This is a genomic window from Rhizobium sp. N324 (assembly GCF_001664485.1).
Lineage (GTDB): Bacteria > Pseudomonadota > Alphaproteobacteria > Rhizobiales > Rhizobiaceae > Rhizobium.
The window spans coordinates 2944431-2968073 of record NZ_CP013630.1; the positions used below are offsets into that span (position 1 = coordinate 2944431).

23 protein-coding genes are annotated in these 23643 nt (G+C 61.8%); 12 read left to right on the forward strand and 11 right to left on the reverse strand.

All coding sequences use genetic code 11. The annotated features are described in order from the left end of the window. Nucleotides 1-28: 28 nt before the first annotated feature. Nucleotides 29-937 carry an AraC family transcriptional regulator gene (locus AMK05_RS14245; protein WP_064839411.1) on the reverse strand — a complete coding sequence of 303 codons (909 nt, stop codon included), beginning with the start codon at nt 935-937 and terminating at the stop codon, nt 29-31. A gap of 217 nt (nt 938-1154) precedes the next feature. Here AMK05_RS14245 and AMK05_RS14250 point away from each other — a divergent pair, with 217 nt between their 5' ends. Next, nucleotides 1155-2201 carry an NAD(P)-dependent alcohol dehydrogenase gene (locus AMK05_RS14250; RefSeq protein ID WP_064835280.1) on the forward strand — a complete coding sequence of 349 codons (1047 nt, stop codon included), beginning with the start codon at nt 1155-1157 and terminating at the stop codon, nt 2199-2201. A gap of 190 nt (nt 2202-2391) precedes the next feature. Here the strand turns inward: AMK05_RS14250 and AMK05_RS14255 are convergent, their stop codons facing one another. From AMK05_RS14255 to AMK05_RS14265, 4 genes are all read right to left on the reverse strand, one after another. Next, the gene (locus AMK05_RS14255; RefSeq protein ID WP_064839413.1) at nt 2392-4347 is read right to left on the reverse strand and encodes an elongation factor G; all 1956 of its coding nucleotides are present in this window, start codon (nt 4345-4347) and stop codon (nt 2392-2394) included. A gap of 412 nt (nt 4348-4759) precedes the next feature. Further along, nucleotides 4760-6025 (reverse strand): NAD(P)/FAD-dependent oxidoreductase, encoded by a 1266-nt coding sequence (locus AMK05_RS14260; protein ID WP_064841383.1) that lies wholly within the window; start codon nt 6023-6025, stop codon nt 4760-4762. A 251-nt stretch (nt 6026-6276) separates the two neighbouring features. After that, nucleotides 6277-6792 carry a BA14K family protein gene (locus AMK05_RS33350; RefSeq protein ID WP_082336840.1) on the reverse strand — a complete coding sequence of 172 codons (516 nt, stop codon included), beginning with the start codon at nt 6790-6792 and terminating at the stop codon, nt 6277-6279. A 265-nt stretch (nt 6793-7057) separates the two neighbouring features. After that, on the reverse strand, nt 7058-7522 hold the full coding sequence (locus AMK05_RS14265; protein WP_049733561.1) for an Lrp/AsnC family transcriptional regulator: 465 nt from the start codon (nt 7520-7522) through the stop codon (nt 7058-7060). A 156-nt stretch (nt 7523-7678) separates the two neighbouring features. On the opposite strand from AMK05_RS14265, the gene AMK05_RS14270 reads away from it, so the two are divergent. From AMK05_RS14270 to AMK05_RS14290, 5 genes are all read left to right on the forward strand, one after another. Further along, nucleotides 7679-8398 carry an aspartate/glutamate racemase family protein gene (locus AMK05_RS14270; protein ID WP_064839415.1) on the forward strand — a complete coding sequence of 240 codons (720 nt, stop codon included), beginning with the start codon at nt 7679-7681 and terminating at the stop codon, nt 8396-8398. A 233-nt stretch (nt 8399-8631) separates the two neighbouring features. Further along, complete coding sequence (locus AMK05_RS14275) at nt 8632-9549, forward strand: bifunctional helix-turn-helix transcriptional regulator/GNAT family N-acetyltransferase (protein WP_064839418.1); 918 nt, start codon at nt 8632-8634, stop codon at nt 9547-9549. Nucleotides 9550-9609: 60 nt separating this feature from the next. After that, nucleotides 9610-10227: a TetR/AcrR family transcriptional regulator gene (locus tag AMK05_RS14280; RefSeq protein WP_064839420.1), complete on the forward strand. Its 618-nt coding sequence runs from the start codon at nt 9610-9612 to the stop codon at nt 10225-10227. 104 nt (nt 10228-10331) lie between these two features. Continuing rightward, a complete protein-coding gene (locus AMK05_RS14285; RefSeq protein WP_064839422.1) occupies nt 10332-11540 on the forward strand; it encodes an MFS transporter in 1209 nt (402 codons plus the stop codon). 107 nt (nt 11541-11647) lie between these two features. Beyond that, nucleotides 11648-11878, forward strand: coding sequence for a DUF6429 family protein (locus AMK05_RS14290; protein ID WP_049733566.1), 231 nt, complete (start codon nt 11648-11650; stop codon nt 11876-11878). A 17-nt stretch (nt 11879-11895) separates the two neighbouring features. Here AMK05_RS14290 and AMK05_RS14295 read toward each other — a convergent pair whose 3' ends face one another. Next, nucleotides 11896-12312, reverse strand: coding sequence for a winged helix-turn-helix transcriptional regulator (locus tag AMK05_RS14295; RefSeq protein WP_003593493.1), 417 nt, complete (start codon nt 12310-12312; stop codon nt 11896-11898). 134 nt (nt 12313-12446) lie between these two features. On the opposite strand from AMK05_RS14295, the gene AMK05_RS14300 reads away from it, so the two are divergent. Continuing rightward, complete coding sequence (locus tag AMK05_RS14300) at nt 12447-13355, forward strand: SDR family oxidoreductase (RefSeq protein WP_064839423.1); 909 nt, start codon at nt 12447-12449, stop codon at nt 13353-13355. Between the two features lie 112 nt (nt 13356-13467). Here AMK05_RS14300 and AMK05_RS14305 read toward each other — a convergent pair whose 3' ends face one another. Together AMK05_RS14305 and AMK05_RS14310 are read right to left on the reverse strand one after the other, a co-directional pair. Further along, nucleotides 13468-15303, reverse strand: coding sequence for a WG repeat-containing protein (locus AMK05_RS14305; protein WP_237352106.1), 1836 nt, complete (start codon nt 15301-15303; stop codon nt 13468-13470). A 172-nt stretch (nt 15304-15475) separates the two neighbouring features. After that, nucleotides 15476-16228 carry a pyridoxine 5'-phosphate synthase gene (locus AMK05_RS14310; RefSeq protein ID WP_064839427.1) on the reverse strand — a complete coding sequence of 251 codons (753 nt, stop codon included), beginning with the start codon at nt 16226-16228 and terminating at the stop codon, nt 15476-15478. A 442-nt stretch (nt 16229-16670) separates the two neighbouring features. On the opposite strand from AMK05_RS14310, the gene AMK05_RS14315 reads away from it, so the two are divergent. Then, nucleotides 16671-17363 carry a MerR family transcriptional regulator gene (locus AMK05_RS14315; RefSeq protein ID WP_064839429.1) on the forward strand — a complete coding sequence of 231 codons (693 nt, stop codon included), beginning with the start codon at nt 16671-16673 and terminating at the stop codon, nt 17361-17363. Nucleotides 17364-17443: 80 nt separating this feature from the next. Here the strand turns inward: AMK05_RS14315 and AMK05_RS14320 are convergent, their stop codons facing one another. Then, nucleotides 17444-18571, reverse strand: coding sequence for an ATP-dependent DNA helicase (locus tag AMK05_RS14320; RefSeq protein ID WP_064839431.1), 1128 nt, complete (start codon nt 18569-18571; stop codon nt 17444-17446). A gap of 70 nt (nt 18572-18641) precedes the next feature. Then, nucleotides 18642-19568, reverse strand: a complete 927-nt coding sequence (locus AMK05_RS14325; RefSeq protein WP_064839433.1) for a LysR family transcriptional regulator — start codon at nt 19566-19568, stop codon at nt 18642-18644. 131 nt (nt 19569-19699) lie between these two features. On the opposite strand from AMK05_RS14325, the gene AMK05_RS14330 reads away from it, so the two are divergent. The 4 genes from AMK05_RS14330 to AMK05_RS14345 all read left to right on the forward strand — a co-directional run bounded on the left by AMK05_RS14330 (nt 19700) and on the right by AMK05_RS14345 (nt 23056). Further along, nucleotides 19700-20179: a carboxymuconolactone decarboxylase family protein gene (locus AMK05_RS14330; protein ID WP_064839436.1), complete on the forward strand. Its 480-nt coding sequence runs from the start codon at nt 19700-19702 to the stop codon at nt 20177-20179. 68 nt (nt 20180-20247) lie between these two features. Further along, on the forward strand, nt 20248-21003 hold the full coding sequence (locus AMK05_RS14335) for an SDR family oxidoreductase (protein ID WP_064839440.1): 756 nt from the start codon (nt 20248-20250) through the stop codon (nt 21001-21003). 62 nt (nt 21004-21065) lie between these two features. Beyond that, complete coding sequence (locus AMK05_RS14340; RefSeq protein ID WP_064839443.1) at nt 21066-21482, forward strand: cupin domain-containing protein; 417 nt, start codon at nt 21066-21068, stop codon at nt 21480-21482. A gap of 89 nt (nt 21483-21571) precedes the next feature. Continuing rightward, on the forward strand, nt 21572-23056 hold the full coding sequence (locus AMK05_RS14345) for a cyclic nucleotide-binding domain-containing protein (protein ID WP_064839446.1): 1485 nt from the start codon (nt 21572-21574) through the stop codon (nt 23054-23056). On the opposite strand, the gene AMK05_RS14350 is transcribed toward AMK05_RS14345, so the two are convergent. Next, on the reverse strand, nt 23057-23545 hold the full coding sequence (locus AMK05_RS14350; protein ID WP_064839448.1) for an RrF2 family transcriptional regulator: 489 nt from the start codon (nt 23543-23545) through the stop codon (nt 23057-23059). It lies immediately after the preceding gene. Nucleotides 23546-23643 lie beyond the last annotated feature (98 nt).

Consider the following 23643-nt stretch of genomic DNA (forward strand, 5'->3'; position numbering starts at 1 on the left):
GGATGGCAGCGCCGAATGTCCTTGAGCGCTATTCCGCGGCGATGATCTCGCGCCCGCCGTCGACGTCGCGAGCCGGTGAAGCGCCGTAGAGGCGGCTGTATTCGCGGCTGAACTGCGACGGGCTTTGATAGCCGACCCGGTGGCCCGCCGTGCCGGCATCGAGACGCTCGACGAACATCAGCCGGCGCGCTTCATGCAGGCGGAGCTGTTTCTGATACTGCACCGGCGTCATCGCGGTGACCGATTTGAAGTGGTGATGGAAGGATGAGACGCTCATGTTGACACGGTCGGCAAGATCTTCGATGCGCAGCGGCCGGGCGAAATTTTCCTTCAGCCAGGCGACGGCGCGGGCGATCCTGTTACTGTGGCTGTCTGACGTGGCGATGTTGATCAGACGGGCGCCATGCGGGCCGGTCAACACCCGGTAGAGAATTTCCTGCTCGATCAGCGGCGCCATGGCGGGAATGTCGCCTGGACGATCGAGCAAGCGCAGCAGGCGGACGGCGGCATCCATCAGCTCCGGCGGCGCGACGTTCACCACCATGCCGCGCTGCCCGTCGGTATGAGCGGCCGGGCGGGGAATATCGATGCGGCTGAGCAGCTCCAATAGCTTTTCGGAATCGATCGCCAGCCCCAGGCAGAGATGCGGAACCTCGGGGCTTGCCTCCGTGACCCGCCAGGCGACCGGCAGGTCAAGCGAGGTGAGCAGATAATCCCCCGTCCCGTAGCTGATCTGTTCCGTGCCGAGCTGCAGGCTCTTGGCTCCCTGCAGCACGAAGGCAAAACAGGGCCGGTAGCTGCTGTGTAAGGGATCGCTGGGCCTGGAGCGGCGGCTGACGTGAAGATTGCCGATGGCAGTGGAAAACTCACCGTCGCGAGGCGCAAAGCGCATCGCGATATCGACGATCTCCTGATAGGGGCTGAAGGGCAAAGTCATGCGGCAACTCTCTCTGTCAGCTGTCTGACTGTCAGCTGTCTGGCGCGGGCGATACCGCCCTTATCTAGAGTGTCTTTGCCATTTCGCAAACAGGCCGGCGTCTGACTTTTGCAGGATCGTGCAAGAAGCTGAGAGGATCGCTCTAACGCCCTTGCCAACATCCGGGCAATAGTCCGCCATCCCGCTCAACCCCTCCCAACCCCAAAGGAAGCTTCAGATGGCTATCGCAAAAGGCTATGCCGCAACCGACGCGTCGCAACCGCTGACCCCCTTTACCTTCGAACGTCGCGAGCCCAACGATGACGACGTCGTCATCGCGGTTCAATATTGCGGCGTCTGCCATTCCGACATTCACCAGGCCCGCAATGAATGGGGCAACTCCATATTCCCGATGGTGCCGGGCCACGAGGTTGCCGGCGTCGTTTCCGCCGTCGGCTCCAAGGTCACGAAATTCAAGGTCGGCGACCGCGTCGGCGTCGGCTGCTTCGTCGATTCCTGCGTCGGCTGCGCCGCGCGTGATCTGGATTACGAACACTACCTGCCCGGCCTCGTCCCGACCTATAACGGCTACGAAGCCGATGGCACGACCCCGACCTTCGGCGGCTATTCCGACTCGATCGTCGTCAAGGAAGGCTATGTGCTGCGCTTCCCCGACAATATTCCGCTCGATTCCGGCGCTCCGCTGCTTTGCGCCGGTATCACGCTCTATTCGCCGCTCGCGCATTGGAAAGCCGGTCCCGGCAAGAAGATCGCGATCGTCGGCATGGGCGGTCTCGGCCATATGGGCGTGAAGATCGGTGCTGCCATGGGGGCCGACATCACCGTGCTTTCCCAATCGCTGTCGAAGAAGGAAGACGGCCTCAAGCTCGGCGCAAAGGACTATTATGCAACGAGCGACGCCGAGACCTTCACCAAACTCGCCGGCACCTTCGACCTGATCATCAACACGGTCGGCACGGCAATCGATTGGAACGCCTATCTCAACCTGTTGAAGTCTGACGGCACAATGGTTCTGGTCGGCGTTCCCGAGCACCCGGTTCCGGTCCACGCCTTCTCCGTTATCGGCGGGCGCAAGAGCCTTGCTGGCTCGATGATCGGCTCGATCAAGGAGACCCAGGAAATGCTCGACTTCTGCGGCAAGCACAACATCGTCTCGGAGATCGAGAAGATCGACATCCAGAACATCAACGAAGCCTACGAGCGAGTCGTCAAGAGCGACGTCCGCTACCGCTTCGTCATCGATATCGCCTCGCTGGCGGCTTGAGGACATCAGAGGCGGCTCCTTCGGGGGCCGCTTTTTTATTGATGGGCCGGCATCCGCCATCCGTCCCCATGCTGAGGTGGGTAGCCCTTAGGGCGAAGCCTCGAAGCATCCCCCGCCAACGCCGCCTCTGCCGCCATGTCAGAGCGCCCGCCTCCTTTCTTCCGAGGCTCCGGCCTTCGGCCGGCGCATCTCAGCATGAGGCTCGCGTGGACCGCAACCGCAGCAGATATTCGACCGGGTTGAACGGATCAGGCCCTGAACGCCGGCGCAGGCGCGGTGCCCCGGCCATAGCAGCATGGTGATCGAAAGCGGTGTCCATTGTCCCTGCGCCGCTCGTCAGGCCCGGCAATTGCTGCTGGACGCTTTGAACCATCTGAGACGCCAGAGTGCCTTCGAGCCGCGCCACGCCATCGGCGATCACGGAATGCGACGTCGCCGCAGCGGATTTCGCCAGCAAAGTGAGCACACTGCTCAGGCTCTCGACAGGCGCTTCCAGATGAAAGCGATCGAAAGGCTCGCAGACGACCGTTTGCGCAGCCGACAGCGCCGTCGCCAGCACTAAGGGCGTTAACTGCCGGAAATCGGCGGCGGTGCTTGCGGGCGAACTGTGCCGCGCCGCCGTCATCACCACGTGGCAATCGATGACCTGCCAGCCGAAAACACCTTGCTTCAGCGTCTCGAACACGGTTTCCTCGACCGCCCGGTAAAAAGCGATGGGCATCTGGCCGACTTCCACCTCCAACGCGAAGCTGTTGCCGGCGCCGGCATGACGCGGCTCGACCCGCAAACCGATAGTGGCCAGAAACGGATTGGGGTCCTTGAAGAGGATCTGCAGGCCCGTGCCGATTCCCAGAGGTTTTTCCACCAGGATCACCGTGCTTTCCTCGAACGTCGCCTCAAGGCCGAAATCCGTCAGCAGCGTCGATTGGATAACCTCCTTCTGCACCTCGCCATAGAGCGAGACAAAGACCTCACTTGTATCCTCGTTCCGGCGCAGGTTGATCAATGGATCCTGCTCGGCCATCTGGGTCAGCGCCAGCCAGAGAGCCGCATTTTCGGAGGGTCGCCGGGCAAGGACGCGGGTTTCGAGCGTCGGCGGGGCAAAGTAAGCCCGTCCGCCCGAGGCGGGATCGCCGCCCACCGCATCGCCGATCCGGGCACCGGCAAGGCCGCTGACGCGGGCGATCTGGCCGGCGCAGAAGCTCGCGACGCCGTGGCTGTGGCCGGCTTCGAACACATGGATCGCAGTCACCCGGTCCGCGCCCTTGGGCAGATCCAGATATTGCCGCAGCCGCACGGTGCCCGAAGTCAGGTAGAGATAGGCGCGCTTTTCGCCGCCCCAGCCACGCTCGATCTTGAAGATCTTGCCGGCGACCGGCCCGTCCGGATCAAGCCGCCGCTCGGGCAACAGCGTCGCGATGGCCGAGCTTAGTGCCGGCACGCCGGCGCCGGTCATGGCCGCCCCTGCGAAGACGGGATGCACCAGGCCCCTTGCCACCTGATCGGCCAGGCTCCGCCCGAGCCTTTCCGTCGTCAGTCGTTCGGGGGCGAGCACATAATCGTCGAGCAGCGTCTCATCGTTCTCGCCGAGCGCCTCGCAAAGCGCCGAAAAAAGCGGCTCGTTTCCCGTCGCCAGAGCTTCCACCCGTGCAAACTTGCTGCCAGCACTGATGACGGAAGACATCGCGATGGGACGCACCGCCAGCTGAGCGGCAAGCGCCTCCAGCACCTCGTCATACCGGGCGCCGAGGCGATCGACCTTATTGACGAAGAAGACGAAGGGAACGCCGAGCCGCCGCAACGCCCGCACCAGCACACGCGTCTGCGCCTGCACGCCTTCGACCGCCGAAACGACGACGACCGCGGCATCCAGCAATCCGAGCACCCGCTCGACCTCGGCGATGAAATCGGGATGGCCGGGCGTATCGATCAGATTGACGATCCTGTCGCCGATCGCAAACGACACCACAGCCGCCCTGATCGTGATGCCGCGTTGCCGTTCGAGTTCGAGATTATCCGTCTGTGTATTGCCGGTATCGACGCTGCCGAGCTTGTCGATGACGCCGGCGTCAAAAAGCAGTCTTTCGGTAAGGCTAGTCTTGCCTGCATCCACATGGGCGAGGATGCCCAGATTCAAAGTGTGCATGAACCACCAACTTCTCAGAATTTCGAACGTGATTTTCGTGAGAAGTGAATCGGCGCATTGGAACCTCTATCCGTTGATACGGCTGGATACGACACCCCAAGTGGTGGTTGGGAGACGCGGGCGAGATGCTATGGCGGTGTGGGGAGATGTGTCAAGCGTGGCTACTACTGCTTTGCGGCTCCGGCCGTCGGCGCGTACGCCCCGGGCACAACGATCAGCCCTCATGGTGAGGGTGAGGAGCAAGCAATCGATCCAGTGAATCGATTGCAGCGACGAACGCAGGGCCGTCTCGAACCACGAGGGCGGGTGGCTGCATGCCTATATCCCTCGGTGAAACGTTGGTGGCCGGCCTCGTCCTTCGAGGCCCCTTCGGGGCACCTCAGGATGAGGCCGGAGAGACGGCACAGGACGCCTACCCCTCCTCCCGCATCGTCTCCCGCTGGGTGATAAGCCGGGCGCTGTGCTGGCCGCTGAGATAGATCCACAGCCAGCTCCAGGCGACGGAGAAGCGGGAGCGGGTGCCGATCAGGAAGTAGATATGGGCAAGGCCCCAGATCCACCAGGCAATCCAGCCCTTCAGCTTGATCCGGCCGAAATCGATGATCGCCGCACTTTGGCCAATCGTCGCCAGGCTGCCTTGATGCCGGTAGCGGAAGGGTGCAGGCGCCGGCTTGCCCGACAGGCGAGCGCGGATGACCTTGGCGACGTAGCCGCCCTGCTGCTTGGCCGCCGGCGCGATACCCGGCACCGGTTTGCCGTTCTCACGCATGACCGAGGCCGTGTCGCCGATGACGAAGACCTCGGGCAGACCCGGCGCGCTCAGGTCTTTTTCGACGACGACGCGCCCTGCCCGGTCGGCCGGCACGTCAAGCCAGCGGGCCGCCGGCGAAGCGGTGACGCCGGCCGCCCAGACGATCGTGCGGCTGGTGATAAATGTCTCGCCGATCCGGACGCCATCGGCGCTGCATTCGGTAACCGGCTTGCCGAGATGGATCTCCACCCCAAGCTTCTCCAGCGCCTTTTGAGCATAGGCCGAAAGCTCCTCAGCGAAGGCCGGCAGCACCCGCTGACCGGCCTCGACAAGCACGACGCGGGTCTTGCGCGTATCGATGTTGCGGAATTCCTTCGGCAGGGTGAAATGCGCCAGTTCGGCGATGATGCCGGCAAGCTCGACGCCGGTCGGCCCGGCGCCGACGATGGTGAAGGTCAGAAGCGCGTCGCGCACGGCGGGATCGCCCTCCATCTCCGCCTTCTCGAAGGCGAGCAGCACGCGCCGGCGGATTGTCGTCGCATCCTCCAGCGTCTTCAGGCCCGGCGCCACCGGCTCCCATTCGTCGCGGCCGAAATAGGCATGGGTCGCCCCGGTCGCCAGCACCAGCGTATCGTAACCGAGAGTCATACCGTTGCGCAGCGACACCATCTTGGCGCCGGCGTCGACATCGGTGACCTCGCCGAGGAGCACCGTCACATCGGGTCGATCGGCATAGAGGCGGCGGATCGGCCAGGCGATCTCCGAGGTGGAAAGAATGGTGGTCGCCACCTGATAGAGCAGCGGCTGGAAGAGATGATGATTGCGCCGGTCGACGAGCGTGACCTTCACACCCGCCCCCTTCAACCCGTTGACGAGCTGCAGCCCGCCGAAACCGCCACCGACAACGACGACATGATGATCGCTCACGCACTGCCCCTTTTGCGCCATTTCGCTCGAAACCAATGTGGCTTTTGCCGCGAATGTTGCAACCGCCGTTTCGGCATGCCTGCCCTGCGCCGCCGACGGCAGTCGGGGCGTACAGGATTATTGGTTTTCAGGTAATCGGGTCCGGCGAAGCTTATGGAGCGGAGATCAGAAAGAGTTATAGCTGCCCAGGCCGAGCCTCGGTTGAGGTGCAGCCTGGAACCAGTTCACAGCACAGATGCATAACCCGCCGATCAATAGGAACCGACGCACTGGCGACGGGGCCCGTGATAGGGCTGGAAGGTATTGTCGTAAGCCCTGTACGAACGATAGCGCGCATAGCACCAAGCCTCGTGGCTCCCGCCGCCTCCATAATAGGCTGACGATGCATAGGCGCGATAGGGCCGGCCGTAATAGCGGTAGGGCGCACCGTAATAGCCATAGGGCCGACCGTAGTAACCGTAGGGCCGACCGTAATAGCCGTATGGCGAGCCGTAATACGAGCCGTAATAGGGCTGGGCCAATGCGCCGCCTATGATCGTACCAACGGCCAGACCACCTAAGGCCCAGCCCCAGCCCGATCCATGACCATGATGATAGCCGCCGTGATGGCCGCCACCCCAGTGGCCACCTCGGCCACGCCATTGCACCTGCTCTATCTGCTGCTGAGGTTCGATCCTGGGTGGATTGATAGCCGGAAATGCCTGAGCCGGCGTGACGCCGGGGATCCCTATGATCAAGCATAACGCAGCGACGGTTAGCTTTCTCATGACTGTCCTCCTCTACTCCTCCAAGAGGAGAGAATATCCTCCCCTCCTCCTGAACCAAAGGTGAACGTAGTATGTCGAAAAACGTTCCATATAGCCACGAATTAATCGCTATCGATGGCGCGGAGAACTATCGGTTTCTCCTCTGGAGCATGATGCCGAAAAATGTGAGCGGTTTTCGGATGGCGCCATGCCCTAACTATTTAATGTAGAAGAGGATTCAGATTTAGGCCGACTTGGCCTGAAATCATCCTGTTCTGGGCAACGATCACCGGGCATAGCCCACGGGTATCGCCATCCCATGTTTCAATTCTTCCATCGAGATCGACGCTGAGACGTCGAAGAGTTCCAGCTTGCGCACGATCTGCTTATAGATGACGTCGTAATGCTCGACGCGCGGCAGCACGATCTTCAGGATGTAATCGTGATTGCCGGTCAGCCGGTGTGCCTCGACGATCTCCGGGATGTCGCCGATGATCCTGCGGAAGGTTTCCGTCCATTCGTCGGAATGATGCGCTGTCTTGACGAGCGCAAAGACCGTCGTCGGCACGCCCATCCGCTCGCGGTCGAGCACGATGATGCGCCGAAGGATATGGCCGCTTTCCTCCAGCCGCTGGATGCGCCGCGAACAGGCCGAGACCGACAGCGCCACGCGCTCGGCCAGATCGGTCACGGATATGCCTGCATCCCTCTGCAGCATGTCGAGTATGCGTCTGTCGCGGTCATCCAGCATGTGTGTAAATCGTACCTCACGCGCCAATTTTGCGCAATTTACCGAAATTGCGCAAAATCATAGCATACATCCTCCACGGAGGACAAACAACGCAAACACCCCGCGCCGTCATTGCGGCATCATTTTCGAAAGTTCAGAGCATGGGAGCATGAAGAGATGGAAACGATCGGCCTGATTGGCGGCATGAGTTTCGAAAGTTCGGCAGTCTATTACCGCCTGGTCAACGAGATGGTGCGCGCCCGCAAAGGCGGCCTTGCCTCGGCCGAACTCATCCTGCATTCGGTCAATTTCGAGGAGATCGTCGCTCTTCAGAAGGCCGGCGACTGGGCTGGAGCGGCCCGCCGCCTCGGCGAGGTGGCGGAACGCCTGGAGGCGGCGGGCGCCGGCTGCGTTCTGATCTGCACCAACACCATGCATCTGATAGCTGACGAGGTTGCGGCCAAGGTATCCGTGCCGCTGATCCATATCATCGACGAGACGGCGAAATCGCTGCATGCCGCCGGCCGCAAGCGCCCGCTCTTGCTCGCCACCCGCTACACGATGGAGCATGGCTTCTACGCCGACCGCATGAAGAACCACGGCCTGGATATCCTGGTGCCCGACGCCGCCGACCGCACCACCGTGCACGACATCATCTTCAACGAACTCTGCGCCGGCAGGGTGCACGACAGTTCGCGCGAAAAGCTGATCGACATCATCGACCGCGCCATGGATAACGGCGCCGACAGCATCATCCTTGGCTGCACCGAAATCTGCCTGATCCTCGATCCTAACCGCCTGCCATTGCCGGGCTTCGACACGACCACGATCCATGCCCGGGCGGCCGTCGAGTTCGCACTTGGCGCGGAGGACGCGGAAACGGAAGAGGCAGCGTGAGCGCGCAGTTAATTAGTTGACCCAGTCAACCAAATGCATGACAAACGTTTCCATCAGGAGATTTTAGTCAGCTGTTCGGACAGTCGCCAACCTCTCTTCCGTCATGCTCGGGCTTGTCCCGAGCATCTGCCTCCGTTCGATAGGGCAGCAGATCCTCGGCACAAGGCCGAGGATGACGCCGAGCGAGGAGCGAGCCTTATCAGGTCTGGCCACATCTCCATCTGGAGATCACCATGCGCGATATCGCCCTCATCGAAACCGCCCGCGATTTCAACCGCTTCTATACGAATTTCCTCGGCTTGCTGAACAAGGCCTATCTCGACTCTCCCTTCACACTGACGGATGCCCGCATCCTCTTCGAGATCGGCTCGCATGACGGTATCAGCGCCGCAGCCCTTGTCCGCGACCTGCATCTCGACCCAGCCTATCTCAGCCGCATCCTCAAGCGCTTTCGCGCGGAAGGGTTGATCGAGACCAGCCCCGATCCGGCCGATCTGCGCAGCCAGATCATCAATGTCACCGATCGGGGACGCGAGCAGTTCGAAGAACTCGGCCGGCGCGCCAATGCCCAGATCGCCGCCCGTTTCGACAATCTGGCGGTCGGTGAGCCGCAAGCCGTCGTCTCGGCCATGGACACGATCCGCGCTCTGCTCGACCCGGCGGCGAAGCCCGCCCCCGCCATCATCCGCGCCCATCGCGCCGGCGATATCGGCTGGATCGTGCAAAGCCAGGGCCGCTTCTATGCCGAGGAATATGGCTGGGACCTGCGTTTCGAGGCGCTGGTGGCCGAAGTCGCCGGCAAGTTCCTGGCCAATTTCGATCCCGAAAAAGAATATTGCTGGATCGCCGAGCGCGGCGGCATCAATGTCGGTTCTGTCCTTGTCGCCAATGGCGGTGACGGCATCGCCAAACTGCGGCTGCTTTATGTCGACAAATCAGCCCGCGGGCTCGGGCTCGGCAAGCTGCTGGTCGACGAATGCATCCGCTTCTGCAGGAAAAAGGGCTACGGCGAACTCCAGCTCTGGACCAACGACATGCTGGAGACTGCCCGCGCCATCTACGTCAAATCAGGCTTCCGCCTTGTCTCCGAGCAGAGACATCGCATGTTCGGCCCCGAGGCGAATGGCCAGAACTGGGCCCTCACCCTCTGACTTGCTGCGGTGCAAAAATTTCGCTTGATTTGGAAACGATCATTTCCTAATTAGGCGGACATGAACGCAGCGCCCCTTCACGAGAAGACTCGAAGCCGCGGCCGCCCTCGGGAATTCGACGCGGAGGCCGCACTCGATGCCGCGCTGTGCGTCTTTTCCGAGCGCGGCTACCACGCCGCCTCGATCAGCGAGCTTACCGAAGCCATGGGGCTTGCCGCCGGCAGCGTCTATAAGGCGTTCGGCGATAAGCGCGGCATCTTCCTCGCCGCCTTCGACCGCTACCGCGCCGTGCGCCGTGGCCTGCTCAGAGCCGAACTGGATCGTGTCGAAACTGGCCGCGACAAGCTGCGTGCACTCGTCACCTTCTTTGCGGCCTCCTCGCACGGGCAGATCGGCAGGCAGGGCTGCCTCGTCGTCGGCAGCGCCGGCGATCTCGCCCTCTTTGACGAAGAGGCGGCCGAGCGCGTCGCCGCCGCCTTTGCGACCGACCAGACGCTTCTCGCAGACCTGATCTGCCTCGGACAGTCCGACGGCTCGATTTCGGCGGAGCTCGATATATCGGCGACGGCACTTGCCCTCCTCTGCCTCACCAAGGGCATGCGCGTCATCGGTAAGACAGAGCGCAGCGGCGAAGAAATGGCCGCCGCTGCCGAAGCCGCGATGAAGCTGGTCACCTGACATTTCCCCCAGGGGAATGCCGGCATTCCCCTGGGCGCCCGGAAACGGGTGGCCGCCGGCAGACCGATTTGGGATCAATCCTTTCCATCATACCGGAGTTTCCGATGAGCATTTCAGCCACCGCGCCTGATAAGGCCATTCCACGGGCGCTCTCCCCCTGGCTCACCTTTCTTTTCGCCGCCGCCTGCGGGCTGGTGGCCGCCAATCTCTATTACGGCCAGCCGCTTGCCGGGCCGATCAGCGCCGAGCTCGGCTTCACGCCGGCCGCAACCGGCCTGATCGTCACGCTGACGCAGATCGGCTACGGCCTCGGCCTGCTGCTGATCGTGCCGCTCGGCGACCTCACGGAGAACCGCCGGCTGGTGCTGCTGCTGGTTGCCGTCTCCGCTGTTGCGCTGATCGGCGCGGCGCTGTCTTCGACACCGACCGCTTTCCTCGCGGCCTCGCTCTGCATCGGCCTGTCATCGGTCGCCGTTCAGGTTCTAGTTCCCTTCGCCGCCAACATGGCGCCCGATGCGACGCGCGGACAGGTCGTCGGCAATGTCATGAGCGGCCTGCTCTGCGGCATCATGCTGGCGCGCCCCTTCGCCAGCTTCGTCGCCGAGGCCTCTTCCTGGCATGTGGTCTATTACGTCACCGCAGCGCTGATGATCGTGCTCGCCGTCGTCCTGCGCGCCAACCTGCCGGTCCGCCGGCCGAAGACGAAGCTGCGCTACGGCGAGCTGCTCGCTTCCATGGGCCACCTGGCGCTGACCTCGCGCGTGCTGCAGCGCCGCGCGCTTTACCAAGCCGGCATGTTCGGTGCCTTCAGCCTGTTCTGGACGACGACGCCCTTGCTGCTCGCGAGCCCGGCCTTCGGCCTGACGCAGAACGGCATCGCCCTCTTTGCGCTCGCCGGTGCAGCAGGCGCCGTCGCCTCGCCGATCGCCGGCCGGCTCGCCGATCGCGGCATGACCAAGATCGCCTCGACGATCGCCATGCTGCTCGGCATGGCCTCCTTCCTGATCAGCCATTTCGCCGCCGATGGATCGCTCACCGCCCTGATCCTTCTGACCGCGGCGGCGATCACGCTCGATTTCGGCGTGACCACCAATCTCGTCTGCGGCCAGCGCGCCATCTATGGGCTGAACCCGGAACATCGCAGCCGGCTGAACGGCCTCTTCATGGCGACCTTCTTTGCCGGCGGCGCCCTCGGCTCGGCGCTCGGCGGCTGGGCCTATGCGACCGGCGGCTGGACGATGACGGCCTGGATCGGCTTCGCCTTCCCGGCGCTCGCCTTCCTGCTGTTCCTGACGGAAGGGCGCAGCAAGTAGGAAAGTCGCGCGCATAGTCCTGAAAATCGGAGTCGATTTCGGGACTATGCGCGGGTTAAAATAAGAGAACCGCAGGATTTTCTGGTTGTGACAGGGATGCTTCCGGCATGGAAATGGATGAAGAAAAGATCGACGATGCCGTTCTCGCTTTGCTCTGGCTGACACTGCATGACGGCGATCGCGCCTGGAAAGGTTTCGACTGGGACGTCATGGATCGTTTGTACAAGAAGGGTTTTATTGCCAATCCGGCGGGCAAGGCCAAGTCGGTCGTTCTGAGCGACGAAGGGTTGCAGCGCTCGGAGGAACTGTTTCGCGCGCTGTTTACCCGCGCGAAGTGATAGAGGCTCTCACCATCCTAGCTGTCGGCTGAATCGAAACGCGAGCGGGCGGCGCGAACGGCATCGTGGTTCGCTTCCGCCCAGTTCAACAGCTGCGACAGCGGCAGGTAGAGCGAGCGGCCGAGTTCGGTCATCGAATATTCGACGCTCGGCGGCTTGGTCGGGAAGACCTCGCGGGCGATATAACCGTCCCTCTGCAAATCACGCAGCGTCTGCGTCAGCATGCGTTGGGAAATGTCGGGAAGCATCCGCCGCAGCTCGCCGAAGCGACGGGGCTCGGCCGCCAGCACTTCGAGCAGCAGCGTCGACCATTTGCCGCCGATCTGCTGCATCATGTCCCTGACCGGGCAATTGGAAAAATCGAGGCCGGCAAGATCGATCTCGCGCCGCGCCCCCGGCATCCTGTTCTTCAGACTGACGACCGCGCCGCTCATGAGCTGGTTCCCTTTTGGTAACGTAGAGCCGAAAAACTGCCTCCTTTACACTGTCAAGTCAATTCCTATTCTAGCGCTGCTCTCTTTTTGAGACCACCAATCAACACAGAAGGCCAACGCAGAAGGAACTATCCATGAGCGAAACAATCCTGGTCACCGGCGCTGCCGGCCAGCTCGGCCAGCGTGTCATCCACCACCTCCTCGAGACCTATAAGGTCGCCCCCGGCACGATCGTCGCGGCCACCCGCAGCCCCGAAAAGCTCGCTGACCTCGCAAACAAGGGCGTCCTCACCCGCAAGGCCGATTTCGATGACGCCGCCGGTCTAGAAAAGGCTTTCGCCGGCATTGACCGGCTGCTGATCATCAGCACCGATGCGCTGGATACGCCCGGCAAACGTCTCGCCCAGCACCAGGCGGCCGTCGCTGCCGCCGTCAAGGCAGGCGTCAAGCACATCGCCTATACCTCGATGCCGGCGCCGGACGATTCGCTCGTTACCTTCGCGCCGGACCATCTCGGCAGCGAAAACGCCATCAAAGCGAGCGGCATCGCTCACACGATCATCCGCGACGCCTGGTATCACGACAACTACATGCATAGCATGCCGCACAACCTGCAGGGCGGCAAATGGTACAGCGCCACGGGCGTCGGCAAGGTCTCGACGATCTCGCGTGACGACTGCGCCCTGGCGATCGCCGCAGCCCTTGCCTCCGGCACATCGGAAAGCGCCACCTACACGCTGACCGGTGCGGTGTCTCTGAACAACCGCCAGATCGCCGCCATCATCTCGGACGTCGCCGGCAAGCCGCTCGAAGTCGTCGACGTCAATGACGAACAGCTCGGCCAGGGCATGCGCGGCGCCGGCCTCCCCGGCTTCGTCGCCGACATGCTGGTCTCCGCCGACGCCAACATCCGCGCCGGCAAGTTCGATATCCTCACGGGGGATTTCACCAAGCTGACGGGCAAACGGCCGCAATCGCTGAAGGATTTCTTCGTGGCGCACAAGGCTGCTTTGACGGCTTCAGGCAACGCCGGAAGCCATTGAGCTTTCCGCTCATCCCTGCGCTCGCCGCAGGGATGAGCGGACTCCGATTCTGGACACTGGATCCCTCAACGTCAGATGTGTCGATCACCGCACCGACGCGCAGGGTCGTCCCTCAGAATTGCGAAACGAAGCCAGGCGGTTTTTCCCTGAGGTCAAGTCCGTATTCAAGCTCGGCCCGCATCCAAAGCACACCGCTTTCATAGGGATCGTCGGACATTGTCTCAGTTCGCGCGTCGGCGGTATTGCTGTCAGGCCAGTTCTTGACGCACGCGACGCTCTCGCGTGTCCGCTCATTCCGATCGATTGCACACCATTCTCGTCTTTCGTCGAGCGGAACCCATGCGAGACCATTCTGGAAACAGGTGATGGCCCGATATTTCGGCTCGACGACGATGTTCCCGGCGGCATCCTCAATGCCCCAAAGCAAGGTTCCGTTCGAATTCCCCGAGACGCGCTGTCCACCATCGCGTCCGCAACGCAACTTTAATCGCCGGTCTTCCAGGCGGCGAGGCTCGGAGACTTCAAGTCCTGATGCGTCGATCCAAAACTTCCGCCCATCCTTCGATACCGCATAGACGCCGGAATCGGGCGACATCTCATCGAACTGTGGAGCGAGGGCCATCACACCGTTGCTAACCATTGTTCCCCATTTGCCCTGAACCTCGACGGCAGCATAGCCATCGTTGAAACCAAATTGGCTCTGAAATGACGGCGGATCGACAAGCAGTTTGCCGTCCTGCTTGAGAAACCCCCATTTTTCTTTGTACCGAACCGATACGGGGAATTCGCAACTGATGTCCATATCGTCAAAAAGATATGAAACCGTCGGCTCTCCGTCCGCTCCGACGACCTGAATGCGGTTGCCGCGATGCAGGAATTTGATACCCGAAGGACATGCCACCAGCGCCTTCCCGTCCTCCGGATTGGGCACCAGATCCCCGGCGCGGTTGAGCCCGATCCACTGGCCGTCGACCAATATCCTGGCCGCTTCGCCGGGATAATCCGGCAGTCTCGCATCGTCAAACAGACGACCGCCAAGTAACCGACCCGCCTCGTCTAGGACGCCAAACTTCTGGTCTTTGGCCACACGGTAAAAACCGTTTCGATAATCCTGGATCCTAAATTGCTGTGGGACGAGAATAGTTTGGCCGTCCCGGCCGATCACGCCGCATTGGGTGGCGTCGGCCCGGTCACGTTGGCTGGACTGGCCTTTGCGTCCTGCCGAACCGCCGTAACAGACAATTGCTCTTCCTCCACCGAGTTTACTGGCTGTTTCGAATCGAGGCTCGAGTTTCCAGGTTCCGTCGGGAGCAAGCAATCCGTATCGTTTATCTCCCGGTTGAGCGGCCCAAACGAAAGTGCCGAATTCGAATTCTTTAATGGCCAGCTCGTCCTTCAGGATCTTTCCTGAAGGCAGATCGACGAGCAGATAAGGTGGATCGTTCCTCTCAAGCAACAGTTCCCCGAACGTGAAACGCAGCATGCCAAAAGAATCCCCTGCGACCGCTTTGCCGGGGCGAACGAGCGCCGCCCCGGCTCCGAATGGAATGGCGCGCGCATAGTTCGGTGACAGCAGAAACTTTCCCGTTCTGTCGATAATTCCTGCCTTGTCACCGACCACCACTTCGGCGTGGCCTTTGCGAAATCCGCGGGCAAGGTCGAACGCAGGCGCGATCACCATCTCGCCACTCGAATTGATATAGCCGAATTTGCCCTCGGAGCGCACAGCGGCCAGCCCCTCCGAGAAAGGAAGCGCAACTTCGAACTTGCGATCAATCCGCGGTTCGAACGTCGCTCTGTCGATATAGCCGCAAAGAGCGTAGACGCCGCCGCACCTTTCCACCCATCTTTCCGGCCGGGGATCGGCTACGCCGGTTCCAACAAAGCAGAGCAAACACGCCCAGGCCGCCGCAACAAACGTAAATTGACGTGTAACAACTCTCATCATAGCACCCCCCGGTTGAAAGAACTAGGAGATGCTCCTGTGTTGGAAGTATGGCCGATCCGCAGGTCGGCTGTCACAAGCACAGGAATCCTGCGCCCTCACTCGCGCGCACGGGAAACCCTTGCAGCATATCAAATTGGTCGCCGTTAACACTTAAGAAGGAAACAACCCTTCCTCAAACCGCCTGACCACACGCCCGGCAGAACCGCCGCACCGTCTCGGCCATGCCATACTCAAGCGCATCGGCGGTCAGCCCATGGCCGATCGAAACTTCGGCAAGCGCTGGAATGCGCTTCACCAGACCCGGCAGGTTTGCGACCGTCAGGTCGTGCCCGGCATTGACGGCGAGGCCGATCGCCAGCGCCGCATCCGCTGTCCGGCCGAGTGCTTCGAGGATCGGGGCCGCCCGTTCCGGTGCGTCGTAGCAGCCGCCATAGGGACCGGTATAAAGTTCGATCCGGTCGGCGCCGACGGCCTTGGCGATCTCGACGGCTTCAGCATCCCCGTCTCCGTCGGCAAACAGCGAGACCCGGCATCCCATCGTCTTCAGCCGCGCGACGGCATCAGTCAGGAACGCCCGATGTTTGCGGAAATCCCAGCCGTGATCCGAGGTCGCCTGCGCGGGATCGTCCGGCACCAGCGTCACCTGCTCCGGTGCTGCTCCGGCGCAGAGGTCAAAAAACTCCCCCGTCGGATAACCTTCGATATTGAACTCGGCCTCGGGGAATTCGTCGTCGATCAGGTTGCGGATGACGGAAAGGTCGGAAAAACGGATGTGCCGCTGGTCGGGGCGCGGGTGCACCGTCAGGCCGCTGGCGCCCGCGGCAAGCGCTATTCGCCCAAGCGCTTCGACGCTCGGCCACGGCAGGTCGCGCCGGTTGCGCAGCATGGCGATCGCGTTGAGGTTCACGGAGAGTTTGGCGGGCATGGCTGATATCCATCGGTGCTGAAACGGAGGCCCTGCTTTTAAGCCAAGTGCCTTGAGATGACCAACGAGATTCGCAGATGGATGCGATGTCGATCGTTGATGAGCATTGCTGTCGGTGGGGCATTAGCCCTCCCCGCGTACCGTGAATAGTAATTCCCGTCACCCGTGAAGACGGTCGACCCACGCTGCAATGCAGCGCATGTTTTGCTGCAGCACCCAGAAATCAGGTCGTTACGTTGCTATCCCATTTAAAAGAGATTACTTTTAGCACTTATAAAAAAGATCGTTCACGCATAACGTGGACATTGTATCGCGTAAACGTAGGCCGCGTACTGCTTCTTTTCCCAATGACAAGAACGCCCAGAGGAAAACCCCACTCGCCGCGCCTGGGAAGCAACTGGCAAATCCGCATGAGGTGCAACACGATGCCCTAGGAGGGTTCATGCCAGACGGTTCCAAACGCCTGTTTGCTGCCGCCGGTATCGCTTCGGAGGCCCGGTCGAAATACCGGTTCCTGCCTTCGGCCGCGCTGCCGCCGGATCTACCGGACGGTCCGGTGCCGATCGCCGATATGGCCAACGCATTCGGCGTTACGCACAGGACACTGCATTTCTACGAAGAAAAGGGGTTGATTTCCGCCAATCGCATCGGCCTGATGCGGGTCTACGGCCAGGATGACGTGATGCGCATGGCAGTCATCACCGTCTGCCGCGAGACCGGCATGCCGATCGCCGTCATCCAGGAATTGATGGACGAGCTTCGCAAGGCCGATTCGCAGGAAAGGGCCGAGGCGATGTTCCGCGAGGTGCTGCAGGTGCGCAAGCGCGAGCTGACGGCCGAGATGTCGACGCTGCACCGCCAGCTCCAGCAGGTGGGCGACCTTCTGGATTACGACGAAAATATCGAAGAGCCGCCGCTCAACGACAACCAGGACAGCGCAAGCCTGACCCCGCGGGAGCGGCGTTGCCTGGAACTGATGGCGGAGGGCTATTCCACCCAGCGAATCGCCCGGGCGCTCGACCTGAAGCATGATGAGACCAGGGATCTCGAAGCCGGAATCATCCTGAAATTCCGTGCCAACAACCGCTTCCAGGCAATCGCCAAGGCCGTGCTGCTTGGGATCGTGCAGGCCTAGTCCGATACGTGCCCGACGGCCGCCACCGTCGCCTTCCCAAGATAGAAAGGCGCGATCGAGATCGCGAGTCGCGATCGAGGTCAGCGCACGATCGTCAGCGTCTCCGCCGCGCGCGTGATCGCCGTATAGAGCCAGCGTTCCCGCGTATCGCGAAAGGCCCAGCTCTCGTCGAAGAGCACGACGTCGTTCCATTGCGAACCCTGCGCCTTATGAACGGTCAGCGCGTAGCCATAGTCGAACTCATCGTAGCGTTTGCGGGTGTTCCAGGGAATCTCGCCCTCGACCTCCTCGAAGGCCTGTTTCAGGAGCTTTATCTTGGCAGCCCCCCGATCCATGTCGTCGTCCTCGGGCCGGACGAGCAGGTTGATGCCGGGTTTCGTCGTTTCCTTGGACGAGGTCATCACCTGCCAGAGCGAGCCGTTGAGCAGGCCTTTGGCGGGATCGTTGCGGAGGCAGACGAGCTTGTCGCCGGTCTGCGGATACTCGGCATTGAAGCCTTTCAACTCGCGCAGGCGCTGATTATAGCGCCGCCGCGTCCTGTTGGTGCCGACGAGCACCTGGTCGGCATCAAGGACCAATTGCTGCGTCACCTCGTTCTTCGAGATCACCTTGGCCGTGCCGTAATCGCCATACATCACCTCATTGCCCTCACGCACCTGCATGGCGAGCTTGATGATCGGATTGTCGCGCGCCTGCCGGTGAATATCGGTGAGCAGGTAATCCGGATCCTGATTGGTGAAGTATCCGCCACCGCTGACGGGCGGCAACTGGCCGGGATCGCCGAGCACCAGGATCGGCGTGCCGAAGCTCATCAGATCCTTGCCGAGCGCCTCGTCGACCATCGAGCATTCGTCGACGATGATCAGCGCCGCCTTGGCGACCGGGCTCTGCCGGTTGATCGAAAACATCGGCGCGATCGAGGTCTTGCCGGTTTCCTCGTCCTCGACTGCCTCCTCGCCGCGCGGCCGGTAGATCAGCGAATGGATCGTCTTCGCATTGGAGGCGCCGCGCGAACGCAGCACTTGCGCCGCCTTGCCGGTAAAGGCGGCAAACAGCACGTCGCCGTCGACATTCTCGGCGAAATGCTTGGCAAGCGTCGTCTTCCCCGTTCCGGCATAGCCGAACAGGCGAAAGAGCGGCGAGCGCCCCTCATTCAGCCATTTCGAAACAGCCTTGAGGGCTTCGTCTTGTTGCGGCGCAAATTGCATGATCGGACGACTTGGCAGGATTCGCGGACGTTAGGCAAGGCGGAAAACCGCAAATCGCCCGGCGGGACGATCATCCGTCCCACCGCCGGTCCATGCCGCTGGCGCACATCGACGGGTCCTGCCCGATAGCGTCGGTCAAAAAATCCAGAACTGTCTTGACGCGCAGCGGCATGTTTCGTCTTGAGGGATAGACGACGGTGATCGGCAGCCGGCTCGGCTGAAAATCTTCCATCACGGGGATCAGCCGGCCGGCGGCGATATCGGGTACTGCGATGATATGGGAGAGCACCGCCAGACCCGCGCCGGCAAGCGCCGCCCGGTGAATGGCAACCGCGCTACAGGCGGTCAGCCGCGGCGCGATCCGAACCGAAATGTCTTCCGACCCATTGGAGAACGACCATGTCGCAACATCGCCAGCCCTGTCGTAGCACAGGCACTCATGCTCCTTGATGTCCTTCGGTGTCCTCGGCGGCGCCTTGCGCGCGAGATAGGCGGGCGATGCGACCAGGAAGGCCGTCGTCCAGCCGATCCGCCGGCAGACGAGGCTGCTGTCGGCGACCGAGCCCAGCCGCACTTCGAGGTCGAGGCGCTCCTCGATCATATCGGAGCTTTGCTCCCTGAAGAGCAGTTCCACGGAAAGTTTCGGATGGGCGGCGAGAAGATCGCCGAGCCGCTCGCTAAGGTAGAGGCCGAGCGGTGCCGGAACACTGAGCCTGACCTTTCCGGAAGCCATGGCTCCATCCGATCCAGTGGCATCGCCGAGCTCCTCCACCGCTTCAATAATTTTGAGCGCCATCGGCAGCATCCGTTCCCCTTCCGCCGTCAGCGACAGGCCACTGGTCGTGCGGTGCAGGAGGCGGGTATTGAAATGGCCTTCGAGGGCTGCGACCTGCCGCGAGACCGCCGGCTGCGTCACATCGAGATCATGTGCCGCCGCCGAAAACGAGCCCGTCTCGACGACGCGCTGGAAGGTCCGCAATGCCGAAACGATATCCATATCTGCCCCTCATACTTTTGCGCATAGGCTTTATGCAGGCAGCCTAGGCTGGAATGGCTTTACAGTCCAGCAATTAAGGATATCTTTTATCCATAAGGATATTACACATCCTTAATTAGAGGAGAAATGACATGAGCCAGCGATTGAACTACGCCCAGCAGTCCCCCGAGCTTTTCAAGAAATTCATGGAATTCAGCATGGCGCTGAGAAGCAGCGTCATCGACGAGAAGCTGCAGGCGCTCATCGAAATCCGCGCCTCGCAGATCAACGGATGCGGCTTTTGTCTCGATATGCATGTGAAGCAGGCAAAGATCCACGGCGAGACGGAGCTGCGGCTCCACCACGTCGCCATCTGGCGGGAATCGAACCTGTTCGTTCCCCGCGAGCGCGCCGCCCTTGCCTGGACCGAAGCGCTGACGAAACTTCCAGAAGGCGGCATTCCCGACGAGATTTACGAACGGGTTCGCGGCCAGCTTTCCGAAAAGGAAATCTCCGACCTGACCTTCGTCGTCATGGCCATCAATGCCTGGAACCGCGTCAATGTCGGCTTCAAGACCGTGCCCGGTTCGGCCGACAAGGCCTACGGCCTCGACAAGGCTGGCTTGAACTAAACCTTACAATTTATTGAGAAGATTCACCTTTGACGCCGCCGCACCCCGGCGGCGAACGGAGACCTGTTATGAAAATCGTTGTCATCGGCGGAACCGGCCTCATCGGTTCGAAGACTGTCGCCCGCCTGCGCCAGAAGGGACATGAGGTGATCGCCGCCTCACCGAATTCAGGCGTCAATACGATCACGGGAGAAGGGCTCGCAGAGGCGCTCGAGGGTGCCGAAATCGTGCTCGATCTTGCCAATTCGCCCTCCTTCGAAGACAAGGCCGTTCTCGAATTCTTCGAGACGTCGGGGCGCAATCTTCTCGCCGCCGAGAAAGCGGCCGGCGTCAAGCATCATATCGCGCTCTCCGTCGTCGGCACCGAGCGTCTGCAGGACAGCGGTTATTTCCGCGGCAAGCTTGCCCAGGAAAAGCTGATCAAGGCGTCGGGCATCCCCTATACCATCGTGCATTCGACGCAGTTCATGGAATTCCTGAACGGCATCGCCCAGTCGGGCACGGTCGGCCAGACGGTTCGCCTGTCGCCGGCCTATGTGCAGCCGATCGCCTCCGACGACGTCGCCGACGCCATGGCAGATGTGGCGCTCTCCGCGCCCGCCAACGCCGCGATCGAGATATCAGGTCCGGAACGGGCGCGCTTGAGCGAACTGGTCGCCCGATATCTGAAGGCCATGAACGACCTGCGTGTCGTCGAGGCCGATCCGGAAGCGAAATATTTCGGAGTTCGGCTCAACGACCAGTCGCTCGTTTCCGACGACAGGCCGCGGCTCGGTTCGATCACCTTCGAACAATGGTTCGCGAAATCCGCCCGGCCGAAGTGATTTTGTCCCTGGACGCGGCCACTGGGACGCGTCCTGCCACCCCAGCAAAGTTGGAGATTCCCATGATCAGAGCTTCATTCCTCGCCGCCGCCCTCGTCTGCCTGGCGGCCACCGGCGCCGGCGCCCACGACAGCAGCAAATCTGCCAAGGTCACCCTCGTCTATGAACACCCGCTTCCGAACGTGCCCGGCAAGAGCATCAAGGGCGTGCTGGTCGAATATGGTCCCGGTGGCTTCTCCGAAGGCCATACCCATCCCGACTCGGCTTTCATCTACGCCACCGTGCTTGAAGGATCGATCCGCAGCCAGGTCAATGACGGCCCGGTCAAGGTCTATCAGGCCGGCGAGAGTTTTTCCGAAATGCCGGGCGACCGCCACGGGGTCAGCGCCAACGGCAGCGAAACGAAACCCGCCCGCCTGCTCGCCGTGTTCGTGGTCGACACCAACCAGAAAGAACTGACCTACCCCCTCAAGAAATAAGGCGCCGCCAAACCCGTCCGCGCCGGGCCGATGCTTGCGCGGGCGGCCGACATGCTCAATCATATGCCGCCCCTCCCGGAGACAGAGAGATGATCTACGACGCACTCTTCGGCAAGCCTCTGATATCGCTGATAACAGTCGGCTTCGCCGGTATCGTCGTCTGGTACTTTCTCTCCAGCCAGCGACCGACCACCCGGCTGGTGGTGCAGATCCCCTTTTTTGCCGTGATGACGCTGATCCTGGTCGGCAGCGGCATCGAACCCCACCGATTTCAAGGATATGGCTCCGAAGATCCGCAGGCCTTGCTCGTCATTCTCGCGAAAACGCTCTGGTGGATTCATCTGGCGTGGGCTGTCATCGGTTTCATCAGGCTGTATCTGGTTCTGGAGGGCAGTCCCCGAGAGGCCCGCCTGCTGCAGGATCTCGTCATCGGCGTCGTCTATATCGGCATGGCCCTGTCGGTTCTGGCCTTCGTCTTCGGCGTACCGATCGGCACCCTCGTTGCGACCTCGGGCGTGGTCGCCATCATTCTCGGCCTTGCGCTGCAAAATACGCTCGCCGACGTCTTCTCCGGCATCGCGCTGACACTCGGCCGGCCCTATGTCATCGGCGACTGGATTCTTTTGAGCGATGGCACGGAAGGGCGCGTCGTCGAGAGCAACTGGCGCGCGACCCATATCCTGACCAGCGCCAACAATGTCGTTGTGCTGCCGAACAGCTTTCTGGCCAAGCTCGGACTGACCAATGTCAGCCGGCCGGACGAGAGCCATCTGCTGATCCTCACGATCCGCATCGCTCCGACACGGATGCCGGCATCGGTTCGCCACGTCATGGCAACGGCGCTCGCAAGCTGCAATTCCATCGTGCGCGAGCCGCCGCCTGTCGTTGCGTTGAGGGGACTCGACGCCACGGCGCTGGAAGTCGAGCTGCAGTTCCGGGTAACGAGCCCCAGCCAGCGTGTGCCGGCGCGAAACGAGGTGCTCGATCTTGTCTATCGCCACTGCAAATCGGCCGGCCTGCTTCTCGCCGTTCCGGCGGCGGCCTCGGTCCTGACGGGCGATCTGCCGACCGAAGAGAGCGCACGACTGCCGCGTGTGACGCCGCTCGAACTGATCGAGGCCATTCCGATCTTTGCGACGCTGACGGCCGATGAAAAGCAAAAACTCGCCGAGACCGCCGCCGTGCGTGAATTCCGCAAAGGCGACGTGATCGTGCGGGAGGGCGAAATGCTGCCGTCGCTGATGATGGTGCGGGCCGGCATTGTTACGGCGCGACATCAAGATGGGGAACGCGGTCGACTCGCACCCGGTGATTTTTTCGGCGAGACCGGACTGCTCGCCGGCATGCAGGAAGTCTGCACCCTGGAGGCTCTAACGCCGGTGACCGTCTATGAAATCGATCAGCAAGCCTTCGCGCCGCTACTGAACGAGCGTCCGGCGCTGGCTGAGGAAATTGCCGAAGATCTCGCCAGCCGCGCGGAGCGCTTTCGCAACGGCGCCGCCCTGCCGGCGGAACCCGCCGCCCACAGCCCGCATGCCATTCTGAAAACCATCAGGACCATCTTCAGGGGGTAGTCAGCCGGCGCGCTTGAGAACCCATTCGAAGGTGCTCCGCCAGAGGTCAGCCGGCACGTCCTCGGACAAGGTGCCGACCAGGTCGGAAAGCCGGACCCGCCTCAGCGTATCGCGCCAAGCCTCGTCGGCTTCCCACATGACGCGGGCGACCGCGCAAGGCTTGCTGTCGCAGTAGCCGGCCGGCCGGCAGGGATTGTTCTCCCGGATATTCGTGCAGGTGAAGCTGCGCGCCTTGCCCTCGACCGCCTCGACGATCTCGAGGAAATTGATCTCCGACGGCGTCCGCGCAAGCCTGTAGCCGCCGCTCGGGCCGAGCGTGGTCTCGACCAGCGATGCCTGCGACAGGCTCTGCAGCGCTTTGGAGAGATATTCCTTCGGCAGGCCATGAAGCTCGGCGAGCGCCTTGGTGGAAAGATACCTGCCCTCGGGCAGGCTCGCGAGAATGGCGCAGCAATGGAGCGCCCACTCGACCTGGCTTTTCAGGATCATTCAGCAACTCGCGTGATACTGGTTCTGCGAACGGAATTAAGGATAAACACTATCCGCAAATCGACATGATGTAAATGACCGCGCAAATTGGCCTCCGC

Bases quoted from the DNA above. Each gene is read 5' to 3' on its own strand.
- AMK05_RS14290 (WP_049733566.1), top strand. From the start codon at position 11,648: ATGGAAATGGATGAAGAAAAGATCGACGATGCCGTTCTCGCTTTGCTC.
- AMK05_RS14275 (WP_064839418.1), top strand. From the start codon at position 8,632: ATGCGCGATATCGCCCTCATCGAAACCGCCCGCGATTTCAACCGCTTC.
- AMK05_RS14310 (WP_064839427.1), bottom strand. From the start codon at position 16,228: ATGCCCGCCAAACTCTCCGTGAACCTCAACGCGATCGCCATGCTGCGC.
- AMK05_RS14245 (WP_064839411.1), bottom strand. From the start codon at position 937: ATGACTTTGCCCTTCAGCCCCTATCAGGAGATCGTCGATATCGCGATG.
- AMK05_RS14280 (WP_064839420.1), top strand. From the start codon at position 9,610: ATGAACGCAGCGCCCCTTCACGAGAAGACTCGAAGCCGCGGCCGCCCT.
- AMK05_RS14345 (WP_064839446.1), top strand. From the start codon at position 21,572: ATGATCTACGACGCACTCTTCGGCAAGCCTCTGATATCGCTGATAACA.
- AMK05_RS14250 (WP_064835280.1), top strand. From the start codon at position 1,155: ATGGCTATCGCAAAAGGCTATGCCGCAACCGACGCGTCGCAACCGCTG.
- AMK05_RS14320 (WP_064839431.1), bottom strand. From the start codon at position 18,571: ATGCAATTTGCGCCGCAACAAGACGAAGCCCTCAAGGCTGTTTCGAAA.
- AMK05_RS14295 (WP_003593493.1), bottom strand. From the start codon at position 12,312: ATGAGCGGCGCGGTCGTCAGTCTGAAGAACAGGATGCCGGGGGCGCGG.
- AMK05_RS14350 (WP_064839448.1), bottom strand. From the start codon at position 23,545: ATGATCCTGAAAAGCCAGGTCGAGTGGGCGCTCCATTGCTGCGCCATT.
- AMK05_RS14285 (WP_064839422.1), top strand. From the start codon at position 10,332: ATGAGCATTTCAGCCACCGCGCCTGATAAGGCCATTCCACGGGCGCTC.
- AMK05_RS14255 (WP_064839413.1), bottom strand. From the start codon at position 4,347: ATGCACACTTTGAATCTGGGCATCCTCGCCCATGTGGATGCAGGCAAG.
- AMK05_RS33350 (WP_082336840.1), bottom strand. From the start codon at position 6,792: ATGAGAAAGCTAACCGTCGCTGCGTTATGCTTGATCATAGGGATCCCC.
- AMK05_RS14340 (WP_064839443.1), top strand. From the start codon at position 21,066: ATGATCAGAGCTTCATTCCTCGCCGCCGCCCTCGTCTGCCTGGCGGCC.
- AMK05_RS14300 (WP_064839423.1), top strand. From the start codon at position 12,447: ATGAGCGAAACAATCCTGGTCACCGGCGCTGCCGGCCAGCTCGGCCAG.
- AMK05_RS14305 (WP_237352106.1), bottom strand. From the start codon at position 15,303: ATGATGAGAGTTGTTACACGTCAATTTACGTTTGTTGCGGCGGCCTGG.
- AMK05_RS14330 (WP_064839436.1), top strand. From the start codon at position 19,700: ATGAGCCAGCGATTGAACTACGCCCAGCAGTCCCCCGAGCTTTTCAAG.
- AMK05_RS14335 (WP_064839440.1), top strand. From the start codon at position 20,248: ATGAAAATCGTTGTCATCGGCGGAACCGGCCTCATCGGTTCGAAGACT.
- AMK05_RS14265 (WP_049733561.1), bottom strand. From the start codon at position 7,522: ATGCTGGATGACCGCGACAGACGCATACTCGACATGCTGCAGAGGGAT.
- AMK05_RS14270 (WP_064839415.1), top strand. From the start codon at position 7,679: ATGGAAACGATCGGCCTGATTGGCGGCATGAGTTTCGAAAGTTCGGCA.
- AMK05_RS14325 (WP_064839433.1), bottom strand. From the start codon at position 19,568: ATGGATATCGTTTCGGCATTGCGGACCTTCCAGCGCGTCGTCGAGACG.
- AMK05_RS14315 (WP_064839429.1), top strand. From the start codon at position 16,671: ATGCCAGACGGTTCCAAACGCCTGTTTGCTGCCGCCGGTATCGCTTCG.